The following is a 22,626-nucleotide window of genomic DNA, read 5'->3' as shown; positions in this document are numbered from 1 at the left end:
TTTAAAAATACGATGATGAAATTTATAGTATCAAGTTCCTATTTATTAAAACAATTACAAGTTTTAGGAAGTGTTATCAACAGTAGCAATACGCTGCCAATTTTAGATAATTTTTTATTCGAATTAAAACAAAATCAACTTTTAGTTTCTGCTTCAGATCTAGAAACGACAATGTCTGCTTCGCTTTCAATTGATTCAACCAGTGAAGGAAGTGTTGCTGTTCCTGCAAAATTATTATTGGAAATTTTAAAAACTTTCCCTGAGCAGCCATTAACGTTTACTGTTGAAGAAAACAATACCATAGAAATCAGTTCCCAATCAGGAAAATATGCTTTGGCATACGCTCCTGGTGAAGAATTCCCAAAATCGGTAAGCCTTGAAGAACCATCCAAAACGATTGTTCCGGCTGAAGTTTTAGCAACTGCTGTCAGCAAAACTATTTTTGCTGCCGGAAATGATGATTTACGTCCGGTAATGTCAGGTGTATTCTTCCAGTTTTCACCGGAAGGTTTGATTTTTGTTGCTACAGATGCCCACAAATTAGTTAAATATGCTCGTACGGATGTAAAAGCTTCGGAAGTAGCAGATTTTATCATGCCAAGAAAACCTTTGAATATTTTAAAAGGAATTTTAGGCGCTTCTGATGCTGAAGTTACTATTGAGTACAATGATGCTAACGCCACTTTCTCTTTTGACAATTACATCTTAACCTGTAGATTGATTGATGGGAAATACCCAAATTACGAAGCAGTTATTCCAAAAGAAAACCCAAATAAATTGATGATTGACAGAACACAATTCTTAAGTTCTGTGCGTCGTGTGGCGATTTTCTCGAATAAAACCACGCACCAGATCAGATTAAAAATTGCCGGAACTGAATTGAACATCTCTGCAGAAGATATTGATTATTCAAACAAAGCTGAAGAGCGTTTGACTTGTGACTACCAAGGTGACGATATGCAAATTGGTTTTAACTCTCGTTTCTTAACTGAAATGCTAACCAATCTTCAATCGGATATGATTATGCTTGAAATGTCTATGCCAAACAGGGCTGGGATTTTAACCCCAATTGACGGTCTTGATGAAGGTGAAACTGTAACTATGCTTGTTATGCCGGTAATGCTTAACAATTAATACGTTTAAACCAACCCATTATATTTGAAATAACCATCTGCAAAGCCAGGTGGTTTTTCTTTTTAGAAATAGTCCAAAAGCCTGTCTAACTTTTCTTTATTAATTGGTTTTGAAATAAAATCCTTCACGGTTGAAAAAGATTTTGATTTTTCGATATCGCTTGCATCTATTGAAGAAGACATGATAAAAACATTGAATCGGCTTTTATTAGGAAATTCTTCCAGCCTTTCTAAAAACTGCCAACCATCAAGCACAGGCATATTAATATCCAGCAAAATAACATTTGGGATATTTTCGGTAGACTTTGCCAGAGACTCTAATAGCTCTTTGCCGTTTTTGAATTCTAAAACTTTATTAAAATTTTCGTTTTTGGCTAATAATTTCATCAATACAAAAATGAAAATATTATCATCATCAAGAATATAAGTCAAATCTATCTTCTTCATATAAAGTACAAATTAAAAGTTGTTCCTACTCCTACTTCGCTTTCTACATCAATGCTGCCACCCATTGATTCAATATGGTTTTTCATCATAAACAATCCCAATCCTACAGCATCAGGGTTGCCATGGAATGTTTTATACATCCCGAAAATCTTATCTTTATGTAACTCCAGATCAATTCCAATTCCGTTATCCTGAACACTAAGCTTGATTTCGTCTTCTTCCCTCTTTGCCGTAATTTTGATGATTGGATTTCTGTCCGGTGATTTGTATTTAATTGCATTCGTCAGTAAATTAAAAATAATGCTTTCCAGATACGATTGAGTTCCCTCTATTTCTAGCGCTTCATCTATATTGATTTTCAAACTGACTTTATTCGTTTTTACAATAGCATTAATTCCTAAAATCGCTTTTTCAATTTCTTTCTTAAGATTTAGTTTTACTTTTTCTCCTTTTACACCACTTTGAATTGCTACCGTTTCATTCAGGAAAAATATAGTATCTGAAAGTTTATCTGTACTTTGTTTAAGCATGTTGAAATATTCCTTTTGTTCTTCTGAATCATTAGTTTCTTCGAATAAATCAAGAATCATCGATAAATTACTAGTGTGCGAACGGATATCATGAGAAACAATGTGAGTAAAATTAATCAGCTTTTCATTTTGCTTTTCTGTAATTTGAAAAAGTCTGTTTTTTTCTTTTTCTGCCTCTTTTCTTGCTGAAACATCTCGTGTCACTACTATATATTTGGAATAATTGCCATTTTCATCGTAAATAACATTCGCTGAATCTTCTCTCCAATGGTAATCTCCATTTGCAGCTCTGAAACGAAATTCATATTTGAATTCTTTCATGTGTTTTGAAAGACACTCAAGAATAAAAGGCTGCACAGCCAGAATATCATCCGGATGGAATCTGTTGTAAATATCTTCTGGGGTAAAATTCAGATAAATTTCTTTAGGATAATTCAGCAGTTTAACATACGATGGGGAAACATAAGACAGTTTTCCGCTTTCAATTACCAAAACACCATCAGAAGTATTTTCAGTAATAAGCCTTAATTGCTGCTCACTTTCAACAAGTTGTCTTTCAGTTGCTTTTCTCTCTGTGATATCCCTCGATATAAGAATGTATTTTGAATAGGCGCCGTCCGCTTTATAAATAACGTTTGCCGAATCCTCTCTCCATTGGTATTCTCCATTACTTCCCTTAAAACGATACTCGTAACTGAATCTTTGTGTTTGTTTGCCTAAGTTGCTGTAAATAATGATTCGCAATCGTTCCCTGTCTTCCGGATGAACCAGTGAAAAAATATTTTCTAAACTTAGGTTTTGCATATATTCTTCCGAATATCCTGAAAATTTTGAATAGGCCGGAGAAACATAAGTCATTGCATTGGATTCGAATACCAAAATTCCATCTGAAGTATTTTCAGAAATAAATTTAAGTTTTTCCTGATTTTCATTGAGTTTCGTTTCCGCTTGTTTCCTTCTGTCTTCTTCCAATGCCAAGCTTAAATAATCTGCCAGCGCCCGAGCAAAAGAGATATCATTTTCGGACCAGACTCTCGGATTATTTCTGTGTTCACAACATAAAACACCATAGAATTTACCATTAGCTCTTACTGGAATATCGAGCATATCTGTAACACCTAATGGTTTCAAATAATTATCAATCAGTTCAATAGTACTTTCGTCAGTATAAGCATCCTCAACAACCAATGCCTTTTTGTTATTTAGAGCAGTAATGTATTTAGGTATTGAACGGACATCCAGAATTTCATCAGCAGAATGGAGATCTTCAATTTTATTGAATAAATTTTTGCAAACCAATTCATCATTTTTAATTTCCCAAAAACCGGCTTTTTCAATAGTAAGTCCTTTAGCTGCCAAAATAGTAACTTCCTTGATTTTGCCCTCTAAAGCACTATCCATGGCGTTTGAATACAATTTAATCAGCAATTGATTTTGTAAATCTACAGATTCCTGTTTTTTAATAATTTCAAGCTTCTTAAGCTTATCTTGAGTGATGTCTCTTGCAATCGTAATGGCTCTGAAAGCTTTTCCGGAAGCATCATAATGAATGTTCATAATGTCTTCCCGCCATTTATATTCTCCATCTCCGGTAAGACATCTGAAAGTATATTTTACAGAAGACAGTTTGTTCTCTGCAGCCCCGTAAATTGCTCCTTTTACCGATTCCAAATCATCCTGATGAACCATGCAGAACATATCCTTATTATGGCTTTGATGTTTTTCTTCTTCAGTTAAACCCATCATTTTCAAATAGGCTCCGGAAGCAAATACCAATTTTTCATTTTCAATAATGTAAATCCCGTCTGAAATGTTTTCTGAAATAAATTTGAACCGATTCTGGTTTTCCAAAAGTGTTTTCTCGAATTTGTTCTTTTTTGAAATTTTGCCTGTTACAGCATTCTTGAACTCGCTTTTTTTCAAAATACCAATAATTCTAATCACTTTATTTTTTTCGTTTTTAATTAAAAAAAGTGTTGCGGACATAATGATGGTATTTTCATTAGAACTTTTAAATACAACATCAATTATTGTATTGACTTTTTGGGATATTTCGGTAGAGGTAATTTTAAAATTCATTATTAATTTCCAAAACTTCAAATCATTTTCAGAGTACTCTTTTTTAAAACCCAGTCTTTTTAAAATTGATTTGGACATCCATAAATGTTCCTGATTTTCATAATCCCAGACAAAAATGTAGTGCTCGTCTGATGTCATTATTTTTTCAAACAATCCTTCATCTTGCTTAAGATGCTGATAAAAATCGCCTTTTAAATAATTGGAGTTAATCATCAAATCAGTCTTTTTTTGAAAATTACCGTACAATATAACTCTAAAATGAGTTAAAAGCTATTTTTTTCGACGAACTGTACTTTATAATTGATAAATGTTAACTTTAAACAATACCTTTGCAGAAAATAATTCCCAATGGCATCATTCGAGCAATTTAACCTTCCCAAATCGGTTCAGAAAGCATTAGACAATTTACAACTGACCACTCCGACCCCAATTCAGGAAAAATCATTTTCTGTAGTTATGTCAGGACGTGATATGATGGGAATTGCTCAAACCGGTACAGGAAAAACTTTTGCTTACTTATTGCCTATTTTAAAACAGTATAAGTTTGTAGATACTTTTAATCCCAGAATTATGATTTTGGTACCAACTCGTGAACTTGTTGTTCAGGTGGTGGAAGAAGTAGAAAAACTAACAAAATACATGTCCGTTAGAACATTGGGGCTTTACGGAGGTGTTAATATCAATACGCAGAAAAATCACGTATATCAGGGTATTGATGTACTGGTAGGAACTCCGGGACGTATCATGGATCTGGCTCTGGACGGCGTTTTAGGACTACAGGAAGTTCAAAAACTGGTCATTGATGAATTTGACGAAATGCTGAATCTTGGTTTCAGACCACAGCTGACATCTATTTTAGCGATGTTGAAAACAAAACGCCAAAACATCTTGTTCTCGGCTACCATGACGGATGAAGTAGATGACATTTTAAATGATTATTTTGATTTCCCTGAAGAAGTTTCTCTGGCAGCTTCAGGAGCACCTTTGGAAAAAATCGAACAATTATCATATAGTGTCCCCAACTTCAATACCAAAATCAATTTATTGAAGCATTTGCTGAATACTGATGAATCCTTGTCCCGTATTCTGGTTTTCGTAAACAACAAGAAAATTGCAGATATGCTTCATGAGAGAATTGAAGTCGAATTTCCGGAACAATTCGGAGTAATCCATTCTAATAAATCACAAAATTATCGTTTGCAGACCATGGCTTCGTTTCAAAATGGAGAATTAAGAGGATTAATTACCTCAGATGTTATGGCGCGTGGTTTGGATATTTCAGATATTACTCACGTAATCAACTTTGAAATGGCTGAAATTCCGGAACAATATATTCATCGTATCGGACGAACAGGACGTGCTGATGCTTCAGGTATTGCCATCAGTTTTATTGCGCCTCGTGAAGAAGACATCAAGGTAGGAGCTGAATTATTAATGAACAAAGAGATCAAAATCCTTGACCTGCCTTCTGAAGTTCAGATTTCAACATTGCTGATCGGTCCTGAAAAAGAAAAGGAAAAAGTAAAATTCCTAATGAAAAAGGTCAAACTGGAAGGACAGGGAAATACCCATGAGAAGTCTGAAAAGAATAAAAAAGTCAATTTAGGCGGACCTTCAAAAACTAAGAAAAAAACATCCAGTTCTGTCAACCGAAATATTCTGAAAAACAGAGCGGCTAAGAAAAAGAAGAAATAATTATCCGAAAAACCTCAATTGTAATGATTGAGGTTTTTTATTTTATTCTTTATCTTTGAAATTCTAATACCAATTAATGTATCAATTAGCAGCCAAAATAGCCCGAAAATTCCTCAAAGAATCAACTTTATTGAAAGTCGGATTTAACCTTTCTCCAATGTACCGCCGCAGTACAGCACGTGTCGAGTATATTTCAGATGATTTAAAAACAGTCAGAATAAAAATACCTATAAGTTACAAGAACCGAAATTATATAGGTTCTATTTTTGGAGGCAGTTTATTTTCGGCTGTAGATCCTATTCCAATGATACAACTGATGTACCTTTTTAAAGAGGAATATATTATTTGGGACAAGAGTGCTCATATTCGTTTTAAACATCCCGCACGCGAAAACATGTACGCTTCTTTTGAATTCACCGATGAAGAAATACAGGATATTCAGGAAAAAGTAGAAGAAAACAAAGAGGTTGAACATCCTAAAACTACCTTTATTACCAATAAAACGGGCGACATTATTTATTGTGAAGTCGTCAAAACCATTTATATTGCTGATAAAGAGTTTTATAAAAAGAAGATGAAAAAATAATCATACACATAAACTGAAAATAGTATCTTTGACAGACTAAATTCACTGAATTCTATTGAAATAAGATCTTGTGAAGTAAACATTTCAAAATAAATGCAATTTAAACATCCCGAAATTCTGTATTTCCTTTTCTTATTGGTTATACCAATTCTGGTGCATTTATTCCAATTACGCCGATTTAAAAAAGAGTCTTTTACTAATGTAAAACTCTTAAAAGAACTCTCTATTCAAACCCGAAAAAGCTCAAAAATAAAAAAATGGCTACTGTTAGCAACACGTTTATTATTACTTGCCTGCTTGATTTTTGCCTTTGCACAGCCTTTTTTTAAAGCCAAAGACAACGCCAATGCGAACAATGAACTGTTTGTAATTTTAGACAATTCGTACAGCATGCAAGCCAAAGGCCAAAAAGGAGAATTACTCAAACGTGCCGTTCAGGATTTGTTGGAAAACACTCCTGAAAATGCTACTTTTTCAATCGTTACAAATAATGAAAGCTTCTGGAATACTAACATAAAAGCTGTCGAAAAGGAATTGCAAAACTTAAAATACAGCGCCATTCCGTTTTCTTTGGAAACTGCTTTAACCAAAATAAAAACCAGAAATTCAGCTCAAAATAAAGATATTGTCATCATCACTGATGCCATTGGATTAAATAAAAACCATCTTAAAAATATTCCGGAAAACAACAAAACCTATTTTGTAATACCGGAAGCTGAGCAACTTAAAAACATTGCTATAGACAGTGTTTATTTATCACAATCTTTGGAAAATTTCTATGAAATAGGCGTCAATTTTTCTTCCAATTCCGATGAAGCAAAGTCAATTCCAGTTTCTGTTTACAATCAGGATGATTTGATTGCCAAAACGATTCTGAATCTGAAAAAAAACAAAGAAAAAATCCATTTCACCATTCCGAAAGAAGATTTCCATGGCTATGTAAGCATCAATGACAATAGCCTTTCTTTTGATAATACACTCTATTTTTCCATTTCAAAAGCTAAGATTACGAATGTTCTGAGCATTGGTGAAAACGAAAAAAGCAATTTCTTATCCCGAATTTATACCAAACCAGAATTCAATTATGCTAATACTCCAGTTGCAACGCTTGATTACAGCCAATTGGACAAACAGGACGCCATTATTCTAAATGAGTTACAAAGCGTTCCTATGGCTTTGCAGACTAATTTAAAATCATTTATTGAAAAAGGCGGAAACGTAGTTTTAATACCATCTGAAGAAAATGAAATTGGGAATTTAAATTCATTTTTAGGGAATTTTGGCGGAATGCAGTTTCAAAGCCTGCAGAATCAGGAAAAGAAAATAACTAAAATCAATTTCTCCAATCCTTTGTTTTCGAATGTTTTTGAAAAGAAAATCACGAATTTCCAATACCCGAATGTACTGAAATCCTTTTCGGTCAAAAATAATTACCCACAGGCAATAAGCTACGATGATCAAAGCGCTTTTCTTACCACAATACAAAAACAGCTGGGTTCCCTATTTGTCTTTTCAGCTCCTATAAATAAAGGGAATAGTAATTTCCAAAACTCACCGCTTATTGTTCCGACGTTTTATAAAATGGCGCTGAGTGCAGATAAAAACGGTGTCAAATACGAAACAATAGGTAATAGTAATCCTTTTTTGATTTCGGCAAAATTAGCTGATGATGAAATTGTTTCTATCAAAAATACTTCGGAAGAATTTATTCCGATGCAGCAGATCATGTCCGATAAAATCAAGATTTCCTGTACTGATAATCCAACCTTATCAGGTAATTTTCAAATCATTCAAAATAAAAAATCAATTGGTAATATTAGTTTCAACTACGATCGAAATGAAAGTAATCTGGCTTTACCAAGTGACGAGACACTTGACGAATTAAACCAGACTGACAGTATCGAATCTTTTTTCGATACCATCCAAATCGAAAGAACGGATAGTCAGGTTTGGAAATGGTTTCTTATTTTTACACTGTTATTTATTCTCTTTGAAATACTCATTCAAAAATTCGTAAAATGAACGTAATACTTAAAGCCGCCCGAATTATTGACCCAGAAAGTACATTCCACAATCAGATTGCTGACGTAAAAATCGGTAATGGAATTATTGAAAAAATAGGTTCAAACATAGGAAGTGCTGAAGGATTTGAAGAAATTACATTAACTAATTTACATATCTCAAAAGGTTGGTTTGACACTAGTGTCTCGCTTGGAGAACCGGGTTTCGAAGACAGAGAAACCATTGCAAATGGATTGCAGACAGCAGCAAAATCAGGGTTTACCGGAATTGCATTGCAACCTAACTCCTTTCCTGTTCTGGACAATCAATCGCAGATTAATTTCGTAAAACAAAAAGCAACAGGATTTGCTGCCGGACTTTTCCCAATTGGCGCACTGACAAAAAACAGCGGAGGAACTGACTTAGCCGAATTGTTTGATATGAAAAACGCCGGAGCGATTGCTTTTGGTGATTATGGACAAAGTTTAGACAATGCCAATTTATTAAAATTAAGCTTGCAATACGCACAGGATTTTAATAGTTTAATCATCGCTTTTTCACAGGACAGTACAATTAAAGGCAAAGGAATGGTACACGAAGGAATTGTTTCAACCCGATTAGGGCTGAAAGGAATTCCATCACTGGCAGAAGAGTTGATCATTGCCAGAAATCTGTTCATTTTAGAATATACTGGCGGAAAATTGCACATTCCAACCGTTTCAAGTGCAAAATCTGTACAGTTGATTGCAGCCGCTAAAGCCAAAGGACTGCAAGTATCGTGTAGTGTTGCAGTACATAATCTGACATTAAATGATACCATAATTGAAGGTTTCGATACGAGATATAAAGTTTCACCACCTATTCGTACAGAAAAAGACAGGGAAGCATTGGTTGAAGGTGTTTTAAACAATACCATCGATTGCATCACCTCAGACCACAATCCAATAGATATTGAACACAAAAAAATGGAATTCGATTATGCCAAATACGGAACTATAGGTCTGGAAAGCGCTTTCGGAGCATTGCAGACCATTTTACCAACAACTGTAATCGTAGAAAAACTGACTTTCGGAAGGACTGCTTTCGGATTAGAAAAAATAACAATTGCCGAAGGCCAAAAAGCCAATATCACTTTATTCAATCCAGAAGGAGAATCGCTTTTTCTAACGGAAAACATCAGCTCAAAATCTAAAAACTCAGCTTTTTTAGGTCAAAAAATGAAAGGTAAAGTATTCGGAATTTACAATCAAGGGAAATTAGTTTTATCATAAAAATTACCGCATGCAAAATCAAATTGAAGAAGGAAAAACAGCAGCTATTACAAGCTATATATTGATTATTGGGGTTTTAATCGCTTTATCAATGAATTCAGAGACTAAAAATCCATTTGCGTCTTTCCATATCCGTCAGTCATTAGGACTTTCAATCACTTTTATTGCTTTGGGACTTTTAATCGGCCCTTTTGGAAACCCAATGATAACAATGTCAATGTGGATTTTCCTTTCCGTTTTATGGACGTATGGTATTTTTAGCGCTATAAAAGGAGAAACAAAACCTATTCCGCTTTTGGGAGATTTTTTTCAAAAATGGTTTAAAACTATTTAATATAATGAATCCAGATATAATGACTTTATACCACCTTGTTAGGGAACCAAAAATAAAATTAAGTAAGAATCCGGTATTACTGCTATTACACGGATACGGCAGTAACGAAGAAGATTTGTTTTCTTTTGCATCCGAATTACCAGAAGAATATTACGTCATTTCAGCGCGTGCTCCGTACGATTTGATGTATGGAAGCTATGCATGGTATGCTATTAATTTTGATGCTAATGATAAAAAGTTTTCGGACTTAGATCAGGCAAGGAAATCTCGCGATCTTATTGCTGACTTCATAGATGAGTTAGTAGCTAATTATCCTATTGATGCGGATAACGTGACTTTAATCGGCTTCAGCCAAGGTTCAATTTTAAGTTATGCCGCAGCTGTTTCTTATCCCGAAAAAATACAGAAAGTAGTAGCCATGAGTGGTTATTTCGATAAAGAAATTGCTAAAGAAAATTTCGATAAAAATGATTTTTCAAACCTAAACATATTTGCTTCACATGGTTCAGCTGATCAGGTTATCCCTGTGGAATGGGCCCGAAATGCAAAGCCTTCCCTGGATGCTTTAGGTATTAAAAATGTATATAAAGAATATCCGGTAGGACATGGTGTTGCACCGCAAAATTTTTATGATTTTAAAAATTGGCTGCTCGAATAATCTTTTGAAGGTAATTTAATTAAAAACAACAGGTATGAAAAAGTGGTTACAGTTTATTGGAGTAATTGCCTTATTCTTAGTTTCATCCCATGTTCAAAGCCAGTATTTATACAATGCTTCAGGCAGTACGCTTGGAAGGATTGATGGTAATTATGTATATAACTCCAGTGGCAGTACGTTAGGACGGTTTGACGGTACTTATATTTATAATGCTTCAGGCAGTTCGCTGGGCCGGTTCGACGGAACGTATGTTTATAATGCTTCCGGATCCACTTTGGGAAGAATCGATGGTAACTATATCTATGACGCTTCCGGGAGTACTTTAGGCAGGATTGACGGAAATTATGTTTACGACTCCAGCGGAAGTACTTTAGGTCGCTTTGAAGGAGTTCCGAGTGATAAAGCCATCTTGTTCTACTTCTTTTTCTTCAAACCTTGAAAAAAACATACTATAAAAAAGGACTTCAATTGAAGTCCTTTTTTACTATTAATTTTGAGGATAAAGCAATGTTTCTGCTGGTTCAAAAGTGACAGAACCATCTTTCTCCATAAAATACTTGATAATGATTTCACCCCATCCGGTTTGCCCTGTAAAATCAGCAATAATCCATCTGTGATTCAAAAATCTCACTTTGTTTATGACCATACCATCATAAGGAATCAGCTTATTTCCTGCCGGATTAGAATTTAAATCCATCAGTTTTTCCTTTACAAAAGGCATTAATTTATTTACATCATACGCTTCCAGGTAATCAATGGCTTTGTCATTATGTGCTAAAGAAAAATAATCTCCTTCTTCCTTTTCAGCAACAATTTTAGTGAGACTATCATTCATTTTAACTCTGAATTTCGCTGCTCTTTCTTCATCGAAATTGAATTTTTTTGTAGAGTACATAAACTGAAAAATATTTATCAGAACAGAAAATATTAATCCGTATAAAACCAGTTTTTTCATGGTAAATTTGGGTTTAAATAGTGATTGTTAAGTTGTCATAAGCTAAATAGACATTCTCTGGAAGTTTTTTTTGTACTTCCTCATGAAATCCTAAAATATGGCTTATATGTGTTAAATATGCTTTTTTGGGGCGCACAATAGTAATAAATTCTAATGCTTCTTCCAAATTAAAATGGGTTTCATGCGGTTCCTCCCGTAACGTATTTATAACCAATACGTCAAGATTTTGCAGTTTGGCAATAGAAGTGTCCGGAATCTTCTTAACATCGGTCAGGTAAGCAAATGAATCAAAACGATAACCGAAAACCTGTAAATTTCCATGCATGGCATTAATAGGTTCAATGAACTTGTCTCCGAAATAAATCCGTTCATTATCCGTTACTTCAATTGGTAAAACACCAGGTGCACCCGGGTACCTGTTTTCAGTCTCAAAAATATAATCGAAACGTCTTTCCAAATTTTTAAGCACTCGCTGATGTGCATAAATAGGAATATTTCCCTGTTTGAAGAAGAATGGGCGAATATCATCTAAACCAGCCGTATGATCCGAATGCTCATGCGTAAATAAGATGGCATCTATGTGATGACAGCCCGAAGTAAGCATTTGCTGTCTGAAATCGGGTCCGCAATCTACCACAAAGGATAATTCGTCCCATTGAACCCAAACTGAAACCCGCAAACGGGTGTCTTTCGGATCCTGACTTTTGCATACAGAATGTTGGCTTCCTATAACAGGAATGCCTTGTGAGGTTCCAGTACCTAAAAAATAGACTTTCAACTGAATTATTTTTCACAAAAATAAAGATTATTTTGATGTAAAAGGGCGCAATTTATTAACTTTGCAATGTATTTACCCCAATAATGAAAAATTTAGAACACGAAATCACGCTGAAGGGAGACAAAGTTATTGAACAAATACCTTCAATAACTGATAAGGCCTTAAGAATCAATCTGAACGATAATATCTATGGAACTTTCGCCGAAATTGGTGCCGGTCAGGAAACTGTCCGTCACTTTTTTAGAGCTGGCGGTTCTTCAGGGACTATTGCAAAAGCCATGTCTGCCTACGACAAGGATTTTAGTGATGCTATTTATGGTATCGAAGATGATGGCCGTTATGTTACCGAAAGCCGTCTGAGGAAAATGCTGAATCATGAGGTTGAACTCATCGAGCAGCGTTTAAGCCGGGACAAACATCCGTCAAAGATGTTCTTCAGTTACGCAAACACAGTAGCTACAATTGACTTCGCCAAACAGTTTAAAGGACACGGTTGGGTTGGTATCAAATACCAAATTGACCCGGACGAAGCCTATAACGAAATATTTATCCATATCCGTTTTAAGGAAACTGATGCCAGACTACAACAGGAAACACTTGGAAAATTAGGTGTAAACTTAATTTATGGTGCTTTTTACAAATACAACGATCCAAAAAGATTATTACGTTATTTATACGACCACATCGATAAAGACCAACTGGAAATAGATACTATCAATTTCTCCGGACCTCGTTTTGCAGATGTGGATAACCGTCTGATGAGTCTGCAATTGGTCAAAAACAATATGACTGATGCGGTAATGTTCGATCCTAACGGAAAAAATATTTTGCCTGCAGCTGTTTTATACAAAAAAAATATTCTGGCGCTAAGAGGAAGTTTTCGTCCGGTAACTAAGGTTAACATGGACATGTATGAGAAATCGCTTCAGATGTTTGTAGATGAAAACAAAGTCAAAAAAGAGAATACATTAGTGGTCTTCGAAATCACGCTTTCCAACCTTCGTTCTGATGGGGAAATCGATGAAAGAGATTTCATGGACAGAGCTGAATTACTTTGCTCGTTAGGGCAAACCGTAATGATTTCTAATTTCCAGGAATATTACAAAGTGGTTGAATATTTCTCTAATTATACTAAAGAAAGAATGGGATTGGCCTTAGGAGTAAACAATCTTGTCGATATTTTTGATGAGAAATACTACCGTCATCTAAGTGGTGGAATCCTGGAAGCCTTCGGTAAACTATTTTACCGTGATTTAAAAGTATTGCTGTACCCAATGGAAGATGAAGACGGAACCATACTGAATTCACAAAACCTTAAGGTGCATCCTAGAATGAAAGAATTATACAAATTCTTCGCCTACAACGGAAAAGTAATTGATATCACTGATTTTGACAGGGACAATCTTAAGATTTTCTCCCGAGAAGTACTAAAAATGATTAGCCACGGAACTCCGGGCTGGGAAAAAATGCTTCCTGAAGGGATCGCTGAATTAATCAAAAAAGACCACCTTTTCGGATACGACACAAACAAAGTAATTGAAAACGTATAAAGCGGAAACAATTATAACTATAAAAACCCAGACAAGTTTACCTGGGTTTTTCTTTTATATCTTAATTCTGCAAAAGCAAACATATCAATTGTAATTAATTTTTGCCATTACCTACCAATATCATCCTAATATCTGATCCGAATGTTCCTTTGTTTTCACCTTTGAAATCACTTCTTCAATAATTCCTTTTTCATCAATAACAAACGTAGTTCTGTGAATACCATCAAACTCTCTTCCCATAAACTTCTTCGGTCCCCAGACACCAAATGCATTAATAATGATTTTATCGACATCGGCCAAAAGCGGAAACGGCAGTTCAAACTTATTCTTAAAATTAGATTGTTTCTTTGCGGTATCGGCACTCACGCCTAGCAATTCATAATTATTGGCTTTAAATCGCTCATAATTATCCCTCAAATTACAGGCCTCGACCGTACAGCTTGGCGTACTGGCTGCAGGATAAAAGAAAATTACTAATTTCTTCCCTGCATAATCTGATAATGTATGTTGCCTTCCATCTTGATCCAACGCCGAAAATTGTGGCGCCTTATCCCCTTTTTGTAATGTTGTCATGTATCCGTTTTCTATTGATTTTTTAAATTGTTCTTGCTTTTAAATATCGTTATTGTGACTGATGTTTTGCTATTGAAATTGAAATTGATTTATTTTACATTCCAAAATTAAACTAAAATGACTAAAACCGAGCGTGCTGCATTTGTTATTACTACTTTAAAAGAAATTTATCCGACAATTCCGATTCCTTTAGATCATAAAGACCCATATACATTGCTTATTGCGGTATTGCTTTCGGCACAATGCACAGACGTTCGCGTAAACCAGATTACACCGCTTCTTTTTGCCAAAGCTGATAATCCCTACGACATGATAAAACTTTCAGTGGAAGAAATCAGGGAAATTATCAAACCTTGCGGGCTTTCGCCAATGAAATCAAAAGGGATTTACGGTTTATCACAAATACTGATCGATAAACACAACGGCCAGGTGCCGCAAAGTTTCGAAGCTTTGGAAGAATTACCTTCTGTAGGCCACAAAACGGCAAGTGTTGTGATGAGTCAGGCATTTGGCGTTCCGGCTTTTCCTGTAGACACCCATATCCATAGACTAATGTACCGCTGGAATTTGACCAACGGAAAAAATGTAACACAAACCGAAAAAGATGCAAAAGCCATCTTTCCGCGCGAATTATGGAACGATCTTCATTTGCAAATCATTTGGTACGGAAGAGAATATTCTCCGGCTCGGGGTTGGAATTTAGAGAAAGACACCATCACCAAAACCATTGGCAGATCATCTGTCCTCAAAGAATATTACAAAAAAAACGCCCTTTAATGGGGCGTTTCTAATTAATTTGCAATCGTTTCAAAGTTCACATCACCAACTTTTACTATCCTTAATGCTTTAGAATAGTTCAATATAAAATTGACTGTCTCTTTTTTAGGTAACATTTTTGGGGTTGCTTTTTTCTTTTTAGTGTAAAGTTTTGCCATACATTTAAATTATTTATTTAAAGATAACGTAACTTAAAAAAGAATATTGCTTAATTGGTCAAAATAATTTGATTCTTTTCAATTATTCTTCTCAGGTTCATTAAAGCATACCGCATCCTACCTAAAGCTGTATTGATACTCACATCAGTCAGATCAGCAATTTCTTTAAAACTTAAATCCTGGTAAATACGCATTTCCAATACTTCTTTCTGATCATCAGGAAGTTCGTCAATTAATCGCAGTAAATCAGCTTCAACTTGTTCTGTAATAATTCTGCTTTCAATATTCGGACTGTTGTCTGTCATGATCGAAAAGATAGAAAACTCTTCCGTTTCACGATGCATCGGCATTTTTTTATTTTTTCTGAAATAATCAATAACCAGATTGTGCGAAATCCGGATTACCCAAGGCAAAAACTTACCTTCTTCGTTATAAGAATTGCTTTTCAGCGTTTTGATTACTTTAATAAAAGTATCCTGAAATACATCATCAGCCACATCTCTGTCTAAAATTTTAGAATAAATAAATCCATAAATTTTAGATTGATGTCTTTTAATTAAAATTGCCAGTGCGTTTTCATCACCGTCAATATAATTCCTTACCAATAAAGCGTCTGGGAGTTGAGTCGTAGCCATAACAATACTTTTTAGATTTTGGGTTTATCTTATTGAGAAAATTCTCTTTAAAAAGTATTGTTATGTTATAAGCTTTCTTTTTTTAGTGTTATTGAACTCCAAATTTAATGTAATTTATTCCATAAATGCAAAATTTATCTTAAAATTTAACATAATTAAGGTACTATTTTTACTAAAATGTAGTTACAAAAAGCAATTCGGCTGTCACTTCGCATCAAAAAAAATAGAAGAAATGATTATCTTTGTGGAAATTGATATTTCTATATGCAAACTGATTTTTCCACGCTGGAGCCCAAAAAAAACATACTGATAAAAGGAGCTCAGATTCATAATCTGAAAAACCTTGATGTAGCCATTCCAAGAAACAAGCTGGTCGTTATAACTGGTTTATCGGGGTCAGGCAAATCGAGTCTGGCTTTTGATACTTTGTATGCAGAAGGCCAACGCCGTTATGTAGAAAGTCTGTCATCCTACGCACGTCAGTTCCTTGGAAGATTAGACAAACCAAAAGTGGAATATATTAAAGGGATTGCTCCTGCTATTGCCATTGAGCAAAAGGTAAATACAACCAATGCCCGTTCAACAGTCGGAACTTCTACAGAAATTTACGATTACCTTAAATTATTGTACGCCCGAATTGGAAAAACCATTTCCCCGATTTCCGGATTGGAAGTCAAAAAAGATACCGTTTCAGATGTCATCAATAACGTAAAAACATTCGATTTAGAAAGTAAATGGCTATTGCTGTCCCCTATTCATCTTGAAGAAGGAAGAAAACTGGAAGACAAACTGAAAGTACTCCTTCAGCAGGGTTTTGCCCGTATTTTAGTAAATAATGAAATGGTCCGTCTGGATGAAATCGATCAGCATTCGCTGGATAACAAAGATATTCTTCTGATTATTGACAGGATTATTGTCAAAGAAGATGAGGAATTTTTTAATCGATTGGCCGATTCCATCCAAACTGCTTTCTATGAAGGTAAAGGTGTATGTTTTTTACAGGAATTAAATTCAAATGTAAAATACACCTACAGTTCTAATTTTGAGCTAGATGGCATTCAATTTTTAGAGCCAAATGTGCATTTATTCAGTTTCAATAATCCTTATGGCGCTTGTCCTGTTTGTGAAGGTTATGGAAATATTATCGGTATCGATGAAGAATTAGTCATCCCAAATACCGCTTTATCCGTATTCGAAAATGCCATTTTCCCCTGGAGAGGAGAAAGCATGAGCTGGTATAGAGACGAACTCGTAAACAACAGTCATAAATTTGATTTTCCTATTCACAAACCGTATTTCCAGCTGACAGAGGCACAAAAAGATCTGATTTGGAAAGGAAACAAATACTTTCAGGGACTGAATGGTTTTTTCAAAGAACTGGAAGAGAAAAATTATAAAATACAAAACCGAGTGATGCTTTCCCGCTATCGTGGAAAAACGAAATGCAGCAGCTGCAAAGGGAAACGTCTCCGTCAGGAAGTATATAATATAAAAGTAGGAGGAAAAACATTGCCTGAACTGGTCGATTTATCTATCAAAAATACGATTCTGTTTTTCAAAGACCTGCAATTATCCGAATACGATACAAAAGTTGCAAAACGTTTATTAATAGAAATAAACAGCCGATTGTCTTTTTTACAGGAAGTCGGATTGGATTATTTGACTTTAAATCGGAATTCGGCAACACTTTCCGGAGGAGAATCTCAAAGGATTAACCTGGCCACTTCCCTTGGAAGCAGTTTAGTCGGTTCAATGTACATACTCGATGAACCAAGTATCGGCCTTCATCCAAAAGATACAGAACGGTTAATCAAAGTATTGCTTTCTCTACGTGATTTCGGCAATACCGTTATAGTAGTAGAGCATGATGAGGATATCATGAAAGCTGCTGACATGATTATTGATATTGGTCCCGAAGCAGGAACCTTCGGTGGTGAACTGGTAGCTCAGGGCACATTTGAAGAAATCCTGAAATCAGACTCATTGACTTCTTTATACCTAAATGGAAAACTGGAAATTTCAGTACCCGAAAAAAGAAGAAAATTCAAAAATCATATTGACATAAAAGGAGCACGTGAAAATAATCTCCAAAATATTGATGTCACTTTTCCATTAGATGTTTTAACCGTGATTACCGGTGTTTCTGGCTCTGGAAAAAGTACCTTGGTTAAAAAAATCCTCTTTCCTGCTTTGCAAAAAAAACTGGAAGGTGTGGGTGAAAAAGCAGGACAATTTTCTGAGCTTTCCGGAAGTTTTTCACATATAAAGCATATTGAATATGTAGATCAAAACCCTATCGGAAGAAGCTCGCGCTCCAATCCGGTAACCTATATCAAAGCCTATGACGATATCAGGGATTTGTATGCCAAAGAAAAACTTTCTAAAAACAGAGGGTATCAGGCCAAACATTTTTCTTTTAATGTAGATGGCGGAAGATGCGAAACTTGTAAAGGAGAAGGCTCTATTAATGTAGAAATGGTTTTTATGGCCGATGTTTCTTTGCCTTGTGAAACGTGCAACGGGAAACGCTTCAAAAAAGAAGTACTGGAAGTTGCTTTTGAAGGCAAAAATATCGATGATATCCTGACCATGACTATTGATGATGCCTTGATTTTTTTCACAGCAACCAAACAAACTAAAATCTCACAGAAATTACAGCCGCTTCAGGATGTTGGTCTGGGATACGTGCAATTAGGACAATCGTCATCTACTCTTTCCGGTGGTGAAGCGCAACGTATCAAATTGGCTTCTTTTTTAGTCAAAGGAACTACAAAAGACAAAGCGTTATTTGTATTTGATGAGCCAACAACCGGATTGCATTTTCATGACATCAAGAAATTATTGGCTTCTTTTGAAGCTTTAATAGAAAAAGGACATTCCATCATTGTAATAGAACACAATTTGGATCTTATAAAATGTGCCGATTATATTGTCGATTTAGGTCCCGAAGGTGGTGAAAATGGCGGACAGATATTAGCCTTTGGCACGCCGGAAGAAATTGTAAAAAACAAAGCTTCGGTCACAGGTAAATACCTGAAGGATAAAATATAAAAAGCAAAAAGGGAAATTATTACAATTTCCCTTTTTAATTATTCAATTACGATTTTCTTGGATACCTTCTTATCTCCAACATGCAATGAAGCCAGATAAACTCCTTTGGACAAAGATGTGATATTGATATTTTCCAGCTGTTTTGGATTATTTATCGCTTTTTCCAAAACAACCTTTCCGTTGATATCGATTAATGAAAATTGATAGGAAGAGCCCGTTAAGATTCCAGAATTGATATTAAGGAATTCTTTTGTTGGATTTGGAAAAAAGCTCACCTGATAATTGGCATCAAAATCATCTCTTCCCAAAGAAGTGTTTGCAATGGCAAAATGCATTGTAGCTCCTACAGCTGCTTTGGCTACATTATAAACATACACAGGATCCATATTAACTAAGAAATCATTAGCTGTATGCGGTCGGGTCGAAATGTTGGTTTCATAAAATCCGGTAATTATCTCTCCATTGTTTTCAAATGGTATATAATCCGTTGCATCGGCAAAATTAATATAGGTGTTTAATGGCGAATATAAATCAACACAGGTCGCTAATTCATTCGTAACAACTGCAGATGCCGCATTATTTGAAGTTGGGGTAGATTGATCTACATCGCAGGTAATTGTATTATTGACCATTCCGGCAACGCCTCCCACTTCATCTATATTAAACACTAATTTAATATCCATTTTGGGAGTTGTTCCATTTACCACAGAAGCCACATAATGCTGACTTCCTCGTAATCCGTCTTCCTCTCCGCTAAAATTAATAAACTTTATAGAATATTCAGTAGGCACATTTTGAAGTAATCGCGCTATTTCAAGCAATATGGAAGTTCCTGATCCATTATCATTTGTTCCAGTACCAGTAACAGTATCATAATGTCCGCACACGATTACAAAAGTAGTAGGATGAACCGTTCCGATTTTAGTCAGAATAAGATTCTTACAAGTAGATCCGGAATACAAATAACTGTCTTCTACCATTTGTCCTGCCGTATATCCGTAACTTAAATACTTGTTTTTCAACCAGTCTAATGTATTCTGAAGTGCAGCAGTTCCTCTGTATTTGACTCCAAGAGCTTCAAATTGGGTCAGGTTATTTGTAATATTTGCCTGTGTCACCTGATTGGCAACATCAGCATAACCCTGAATAAAGGTCTGTGCTGAAAGGCTGTTCAAACTCAATAAAAAAAGAATTAAAAACTTATGGATACTCGTTTTCATGGAATGAGGGAAAATAATGTTTTTTTATAATTTTAATCCAAATAATCTTTGTTCGGCTTTTCGCTTCTGATTCAGTTTAATCGACAATAATTTTTTTACTGATTTTTTTATCGCCTGACTTCAAAACAGCTAAGTAAATTCCTTTGCTGACATTCCCAATATTAATTTTTTCAAGTTGATTAGGATGGTTCATTATTTTCTCCGAAACAACTTTCCCGTTAATATCAATCAATGAAAATTGGTATGACTCTTCATTCAAAAGTCCTAAATTAATAGTCAGAGAATCTTTTGCAGGGTTTGGGAAAAAACTCACTTGGAAGTCTTCATTAAAATCATCTCTTCCAAGCGCCGGATTTGCTATGGCAAAATGCATTACTGCACCAGTAGCTGCTTTAGCTACTTTATAATTATAAACAGGGTCCATATTAACAAGCAAATCTGTGGCAGTATGCTTATGAGATGTTTCATTGGTTTCAAATAAACCGGTAATGATTTCGTTATTACTCTGAAAAGACATATAATCAGAAGCATAAGCATAAGATAAAGTGGTGCTTAATGGCGAATACAATCCAACACATGTGATTAATTGATTTGTCATTGTAGCCGAAACAGCATTATTTGAAGATGGTGATCCGTTAGTGTCTTTTTCGCAAGTAATTGTATTGTTCGTCATTCCGGCAACACCTCCTACTTCATCAAGATTAAAAACCAGTCTGATATCCATTCTGGGATTCGTCGAGTTAACTATAGAAGACACATAATGCTGGCTACCCAATAATCCATCTTCTTCTCCGCTGAAATTGATAAATTTTATGGAATATTCCGTTGGTATATTCTGCAGCAGTCTGGCCATTTCCAAAATACTTACCACACCGCTTCCGTTATCATTAGTTCCTGTCCCGGTAATAGAATCATAATGCCCGCATACAATTACAAAAGTATTGGGATGAACTGTTCCTATTTTAGTCAAGATAAGATTTTTACAGGTATATGATGAATTTGTATAGGAATCTTCAACCATTTGGCTTGCTGTATAACCGTAGCTCAGGTATTTATTTTTAAGCCAGTCTAAAGTGTTCTGAAGCGCTGCAGTTCCTCTGCGTTTCACACCCAAATTCTCAAAAGCGGTCAAATTGGTTGTTATATTAGTTTGCGAAACCTGATTTACTACATCCGCATAGCCTTGAATGAAAGTTTGAGCTGAAACACAATTAGCAGCAAACAGGAAAATAATTAAAAACTTTTTGGGTACAGTTTTCATAATTGGTAGTTAAAATTGATTATAAGTTAAGTTTTGGCAAATATATAAAAAACAACACATTAAAATTCCTAAAAAATTAACATCACAACTAATTTATTTTCAACATAATAAATAATATTTAAATAAATTATCGGCACTCTTGCAAATTTTGGCACGCAAATTGAATATACCAAAACAACAAGTTCAATTACTTGTTCGAGTAAGCTGAAAATCGTAAGAGTAGGCAAACTATTAAATTATTGTATTATGAAAAAATTTACTCTTTTAGTAGCCAGCATTTTCCTGGTAGGAAGTATGGCTAGTGCGTCAGAAAATCCTGTTTTTTCTGACAATAACGGAAAAGGAAAAGCGGTAGATTACCGTGATGCCGAACCAATTTCTTTCATGGAACGAGGCATTGAATTTTATGTATTCCCAAATGGTGAATTCGATTTCAACACACGTCCTCAGGATTCAGAAGATGGCGATTACTATTTTAAAGCTGCCGGAAAAAGAAGTACGGTAGCAGTGAGCAGAGGTCCAGTAAATTACGGAATTCGTATCGAACACGATAGCTTCGGAAGGGTAAGACGTGTCGGAAACACTTTTATCAACTACGACTATAACGACAGAGTGAGCAGAATTGGGACAGTTTATATGAGATACAACAGTTTTGCCATTACACAAATAGGCGGATTACGCATTGTTTACAACAGAAAATGCCAAATCATCAACATGATCGGGTCTGTAAAAAAAGCGTATTACCCAAGTCATTATCACAACAACAGCGGAAATTATGATTCAGGCTATGATAACGGCGCAAACGATTATGATGATGACAGCTATTACTACTACAAAGCAGATGGTACTAAAGCAAAAATTGAAGAATCTGCTGAGGATAACACAAGAAAATAAGAATTGTATGTTGATTAAATAAATTTTGGTTAGGTTTGTT

At 35.0% G+C, this 22,626-nt stretch carries 21 protein-coding genes; 12 read left to right on the top strand and 9 right to left on the bottom strand.

Annotated features, from left to right (window positions below):
- Positions 1–15: 15 nt before the first annotated feature.
- Positions 16–1,134 (top strand): DNA polymerase III subunit beta, encoded by a 1,119-nt coding sequence (gene dnaN, locus ACRDEC_RS01315; RefSeq protein ID WP_431496546.1) that lies wholly within the window; start codon positions 16–18, stop codon positions 1,132–1,134.
- Positions 1,135–1,196: 62 nt separating this feature from the next.
- On the opposite strand, the gene ACRDEC_RS01310 is transcribed toward dnaN, so the two are convergent.
- Together ACRDEC_RS01310 and ACRDEC_RS01305 are read right to left on the bottom strand one after the other, a co-directional pair.
- On the bottom strand, positions 1,197–1,580 hold the full coding sequence (locus ACRDEC_RS01310; protein WP_431496527.1) for a response regulator: 384 nt from the start codon (positions 1,578–1,580) through the stop codon (positions 1,197–1,199).
- On the bottom strand, positions 1,577–4,402 hold the full coding sequence (locus ACRDEC_RS01305) for a PAS domain-containing protein (protein ID WP_431496526.1): 2,826 nt from the start codon (positions 4,400–4,402) through the stop codon (positions 1,577–1,579). Before ACRDEC_RS01305 ends, ACRDEC_RS01310 begins: the two co-directional genes overlap by 4 nt.
- A 135-nt stretch (positions 4,403–4,537) precedes the next feature.
- Here ACRDEC_RS01305 and ACRDEC_RS01300 point away from each other — a divergent pair, with 135 nt between their 5' ends.
- The 7 genes from ACRDEC_RS01300 (at position 4,538) to ACRDEC_RS01270 (ending at position 11,173) form a co-directional block, all read left to right on the top strand.
- Entirely contained in the window at positions 4,538–5,884 is a 1,347-nt protein-coding gene (locus ACRDEC_RS01300) for a DEAD/DEAH box helicase (RefSeq protein WP_431496525.1), read from the top strand.
- 76 nt (positions 5,885–5,960) lie between these two features.
- The gene (locus ACRDEC_RS01295; RefSeq protein WP_431496524.1) at positions 5,961–6,470 is read left to right on the top strand and encodes a PaaI family thioesterase; all 510 of its coding nucleotides are present in this window, start codon (positions 5,961–5,963) and stop codon (positions 6,468–6,470) included.
- Positions 6,471–6,563: 93 nt separating this feature from the next.
- A complete protein-coding gene (locus ACRDEC_RS01290; RefSeq protein ID WP_431496523.1) occupies positions 6,564–8,492 on the top strand; it encodes a BatA domain-containing protein in 1,929 nt (642 codons plus the stop codon).
- Positions 8,489–9,742, top strand: coding sequence for a dihydroorotase (locus ACRDEC_RS01285; RefSeq protein ID WP_431496522.1), 1,254 nt, complete (start codon positions 8,489–8,491; stop codon positions 9,740–9,742). The genes ACRDEC_RS01290 and ACRDEC_RS01285 overlap by 4 nt, the downstream gene beginning before the upstream one ends.
- Before the next feature lie 10 nt (positions 9,743–9,752).
- A complete protein-coding gene (locus tag ACRDEC_RS01280) occupies positions 9,753–10,076 on the top strand; it encodes a DUF4870 domain-containing protein (protein WP_431496521.1) in 324 nt (107 codons plus the stop codon).
- A gap of 19 nt (positions 10,077–10,095) precedes the next feature.
- Entirely contained in the window at positions 10,096–10,734 is a 639-nt protein-coding gene (locus ACRDEC_RS01275; protein WP_431496545.1) for an alpha/beta hydrolase, read from the top strand.
- Positions 10,735–10,768: 34 nt separating this feature from the next.
- Complete coding sequence (locus ACRDEC_RS01270) at positions 10,769–11,173, top strand: 5-fold beta-flower protein (protein WP_431496520.1); 405 nt, start codon at positions 10,769–10,771, stop codon at positions 11,171–11,173.
- Positions 11,174–11,221: 48 nt separating this feature from the next.
- Here the strand turns inward: ACRDEC_RS01270 and ACRDEC_RS01265 are convergent, their stop codons facing one another.
- Both ACRDEC_RS01265 and ACRDEC_RS01260 read right to left on the bottom strand, forming a co-directional pair.
- Complete coding sequence (locus tag ACRDEC_RS01265) at positions 11,222–11,629, bottom strand: hypothetical protein (protein WP_431496519.1); 408 nt, start codon at positions 11,627–11,629, stop codon at positions 11,222–11,224.
- 73 nt (positions 11,630–11,702) lie between these two features.
- Positions 11,703–12,467 (bottom strand): MBL fold metallo-hydrolase, encoded by a 765-nt coding sequence (locus tag ACRDEC_RS01260; RefSeq protein WP_431496518.1) that lies wholly within the window; start codon positions 12,465–12,467, stop codon positions 11,703–11,705.
- A gap of 83 nt (positions 12,468–12,550) precedes the next feature.
- Here ACRDEC_RS01260 and ACRDEC_RS01255 point away from each other — a divergent pair, with 83 nt between their 5' ends.
- Entirely contained in the window at positions 12,551–14,017 is a 1,467-nt protein-coding gene (locus tag ACRDEC_RS01255; RefSeq protein WP_431496517.1) for a TonB-dependent receptor, read from the top strand.
- 120 nt (positions 14,018–14,137) lie between these two features.
- Here ACRDEC_RS01255 and bcp read toward each other — a convergent pair whose 3' ends face one another.
- Positions 14,138–14,590, bottom strand: a complete 453-nt coding sequence (gene bcp, locus ACRDEC_RS01250) for a thioredoxin-dependent thiol peroxidase (RefSeq protein WP_431496516.1) — start codon at positions 14,588–14,590, stop codon at positions 14,138–14,140.
- A gap of 117 nt (positions 14,591–14,707) precedes the next feature.
- On the opposite strand from bcp, the gene ACRDEC_RS01245 reads away from it, so the two are divergent.
- Positions 14,708–15,367 (top strand): endonuclease III domain-containing protein, encoded by a 660-nt coding sequence (locus ACRDEC_RS01245; protein WP_431496515.1) that lies wholly within the window; start codon positions 14,708–14,710, stop codon positions 15,365–15,367.
- 14 nt (positions 15,368–15,381) lie between these two features.
- Here the strand turns inward: ACRDEC_RS01245 and ACRDEC_RS01240 are convergent, their stop codons facing one another.
- Together ACRDEC_RS01240 and ACRDEC_RS01235 are read right to left on the bottom strand one after the other, a co-directional pair.
- Entirely contained in the window at positions 15,382–15,525 is a 144-nt protein-coding gene (locus ACRDEC_RS01240; RefSeq protein WP_431496514.1) for a hypothetical protein, read from the bottom strand.
- A gap of 50 nt (positions 15,526–15,575) precedes the next feature.
- Positions 15,576–16,160: an RNA polymerase sigma factor gene (locus ACRDEC_RS01235; RefSeq protein ID WP_431496513.1), complete on the bottom strand. Its 585-nt coding sequence runs from the start codon at positions 16,158–16,160 to the stop codon at positions 15,576–15,578.
- A 264-nt stretch (positions 16,161–16,424) separates the two neighbouring features.
- On the opposite strand from ACRDEC_RS01235, the gene uvrA reads away from it, so the two are divergent.
- Positions 16,425–19,211: an excinuclease ABC subunit UvrA gene (uvrA, locus tag ACRDEC_RS01230; RefSeq protein WP_431496512.1), complete on the top strand. Its 2,787-nt coding sequence runs from the start codon at positions 16,425–16,427 to the stop codon at positions 19,209–19,211.
- A 38-nt stretch (positions 19,212–19,249) separates the two neighbouring features.
- Here uvrA and ACRDEC_RS01225 read toward each other — a convergent pair whose 3' ends face one another.
- Both ACRDEC_RS01225 and ACRDEC_RS01220 read right to left on the bottom strand, forming a co-directional pair.
- On the bottom strand, positions 19,250–20,431 hold the full coding sequence (locus tag ACRDEC_RS01225; RefSeq protein WP_431496511.1) for a M28 family peptidase: 1,182 nt from the start codon (positions 20,429–20,431) through the stop codon (positions 19,250–19,252).
- 76 nt (positions 20,432–20,507) lie between these two features.
- A complete protein-coding gene (locus ACRDEC_RS01220; RefSeq protein ID WP_431496510.1) occupies positions 20,508–21,692 on the bottom strand; it encodes a M28 family peptidase in 1,185 nt (394 codons plus the stop codon).
- A 246-nt stretch (positions 21,693–21,938) separates the two neighbouring features.
- Between ACRDEC_RS01220 and ACRDEC_RS01215 the strand changes: the two genes are divergently transcribed.
- Positions 21,939–22,586 carry a hypothetical protein gene (locus tag ACRDEC_RS01215; protein WP_431496509.1) on the top strand — a complete coding sequence of 216 codons (648 nt, stop codon included), beginning with the start codon at positions 21,939–21,941 and terminating at the stop codon, positions 22,584–22,586.
- The last annotated feature ends 40 nt before the right edge of the window (positions 22,587–22,626 follow it).

The organism is Flavobacterium sp. (assembly GCF_050696275.1).
In the GTDB taxonomy this organism is placed as follows: domain Bacteria; phylum Bacteroidota; class Bacteroidia; order Flavobacteriales; family Flavobacteriaceae; genus Flavobacterium.
Note: the sequence above shows the minus strand (reverse complement) of the source record. Positions and strands in the feature narration are given on the sequence as shown.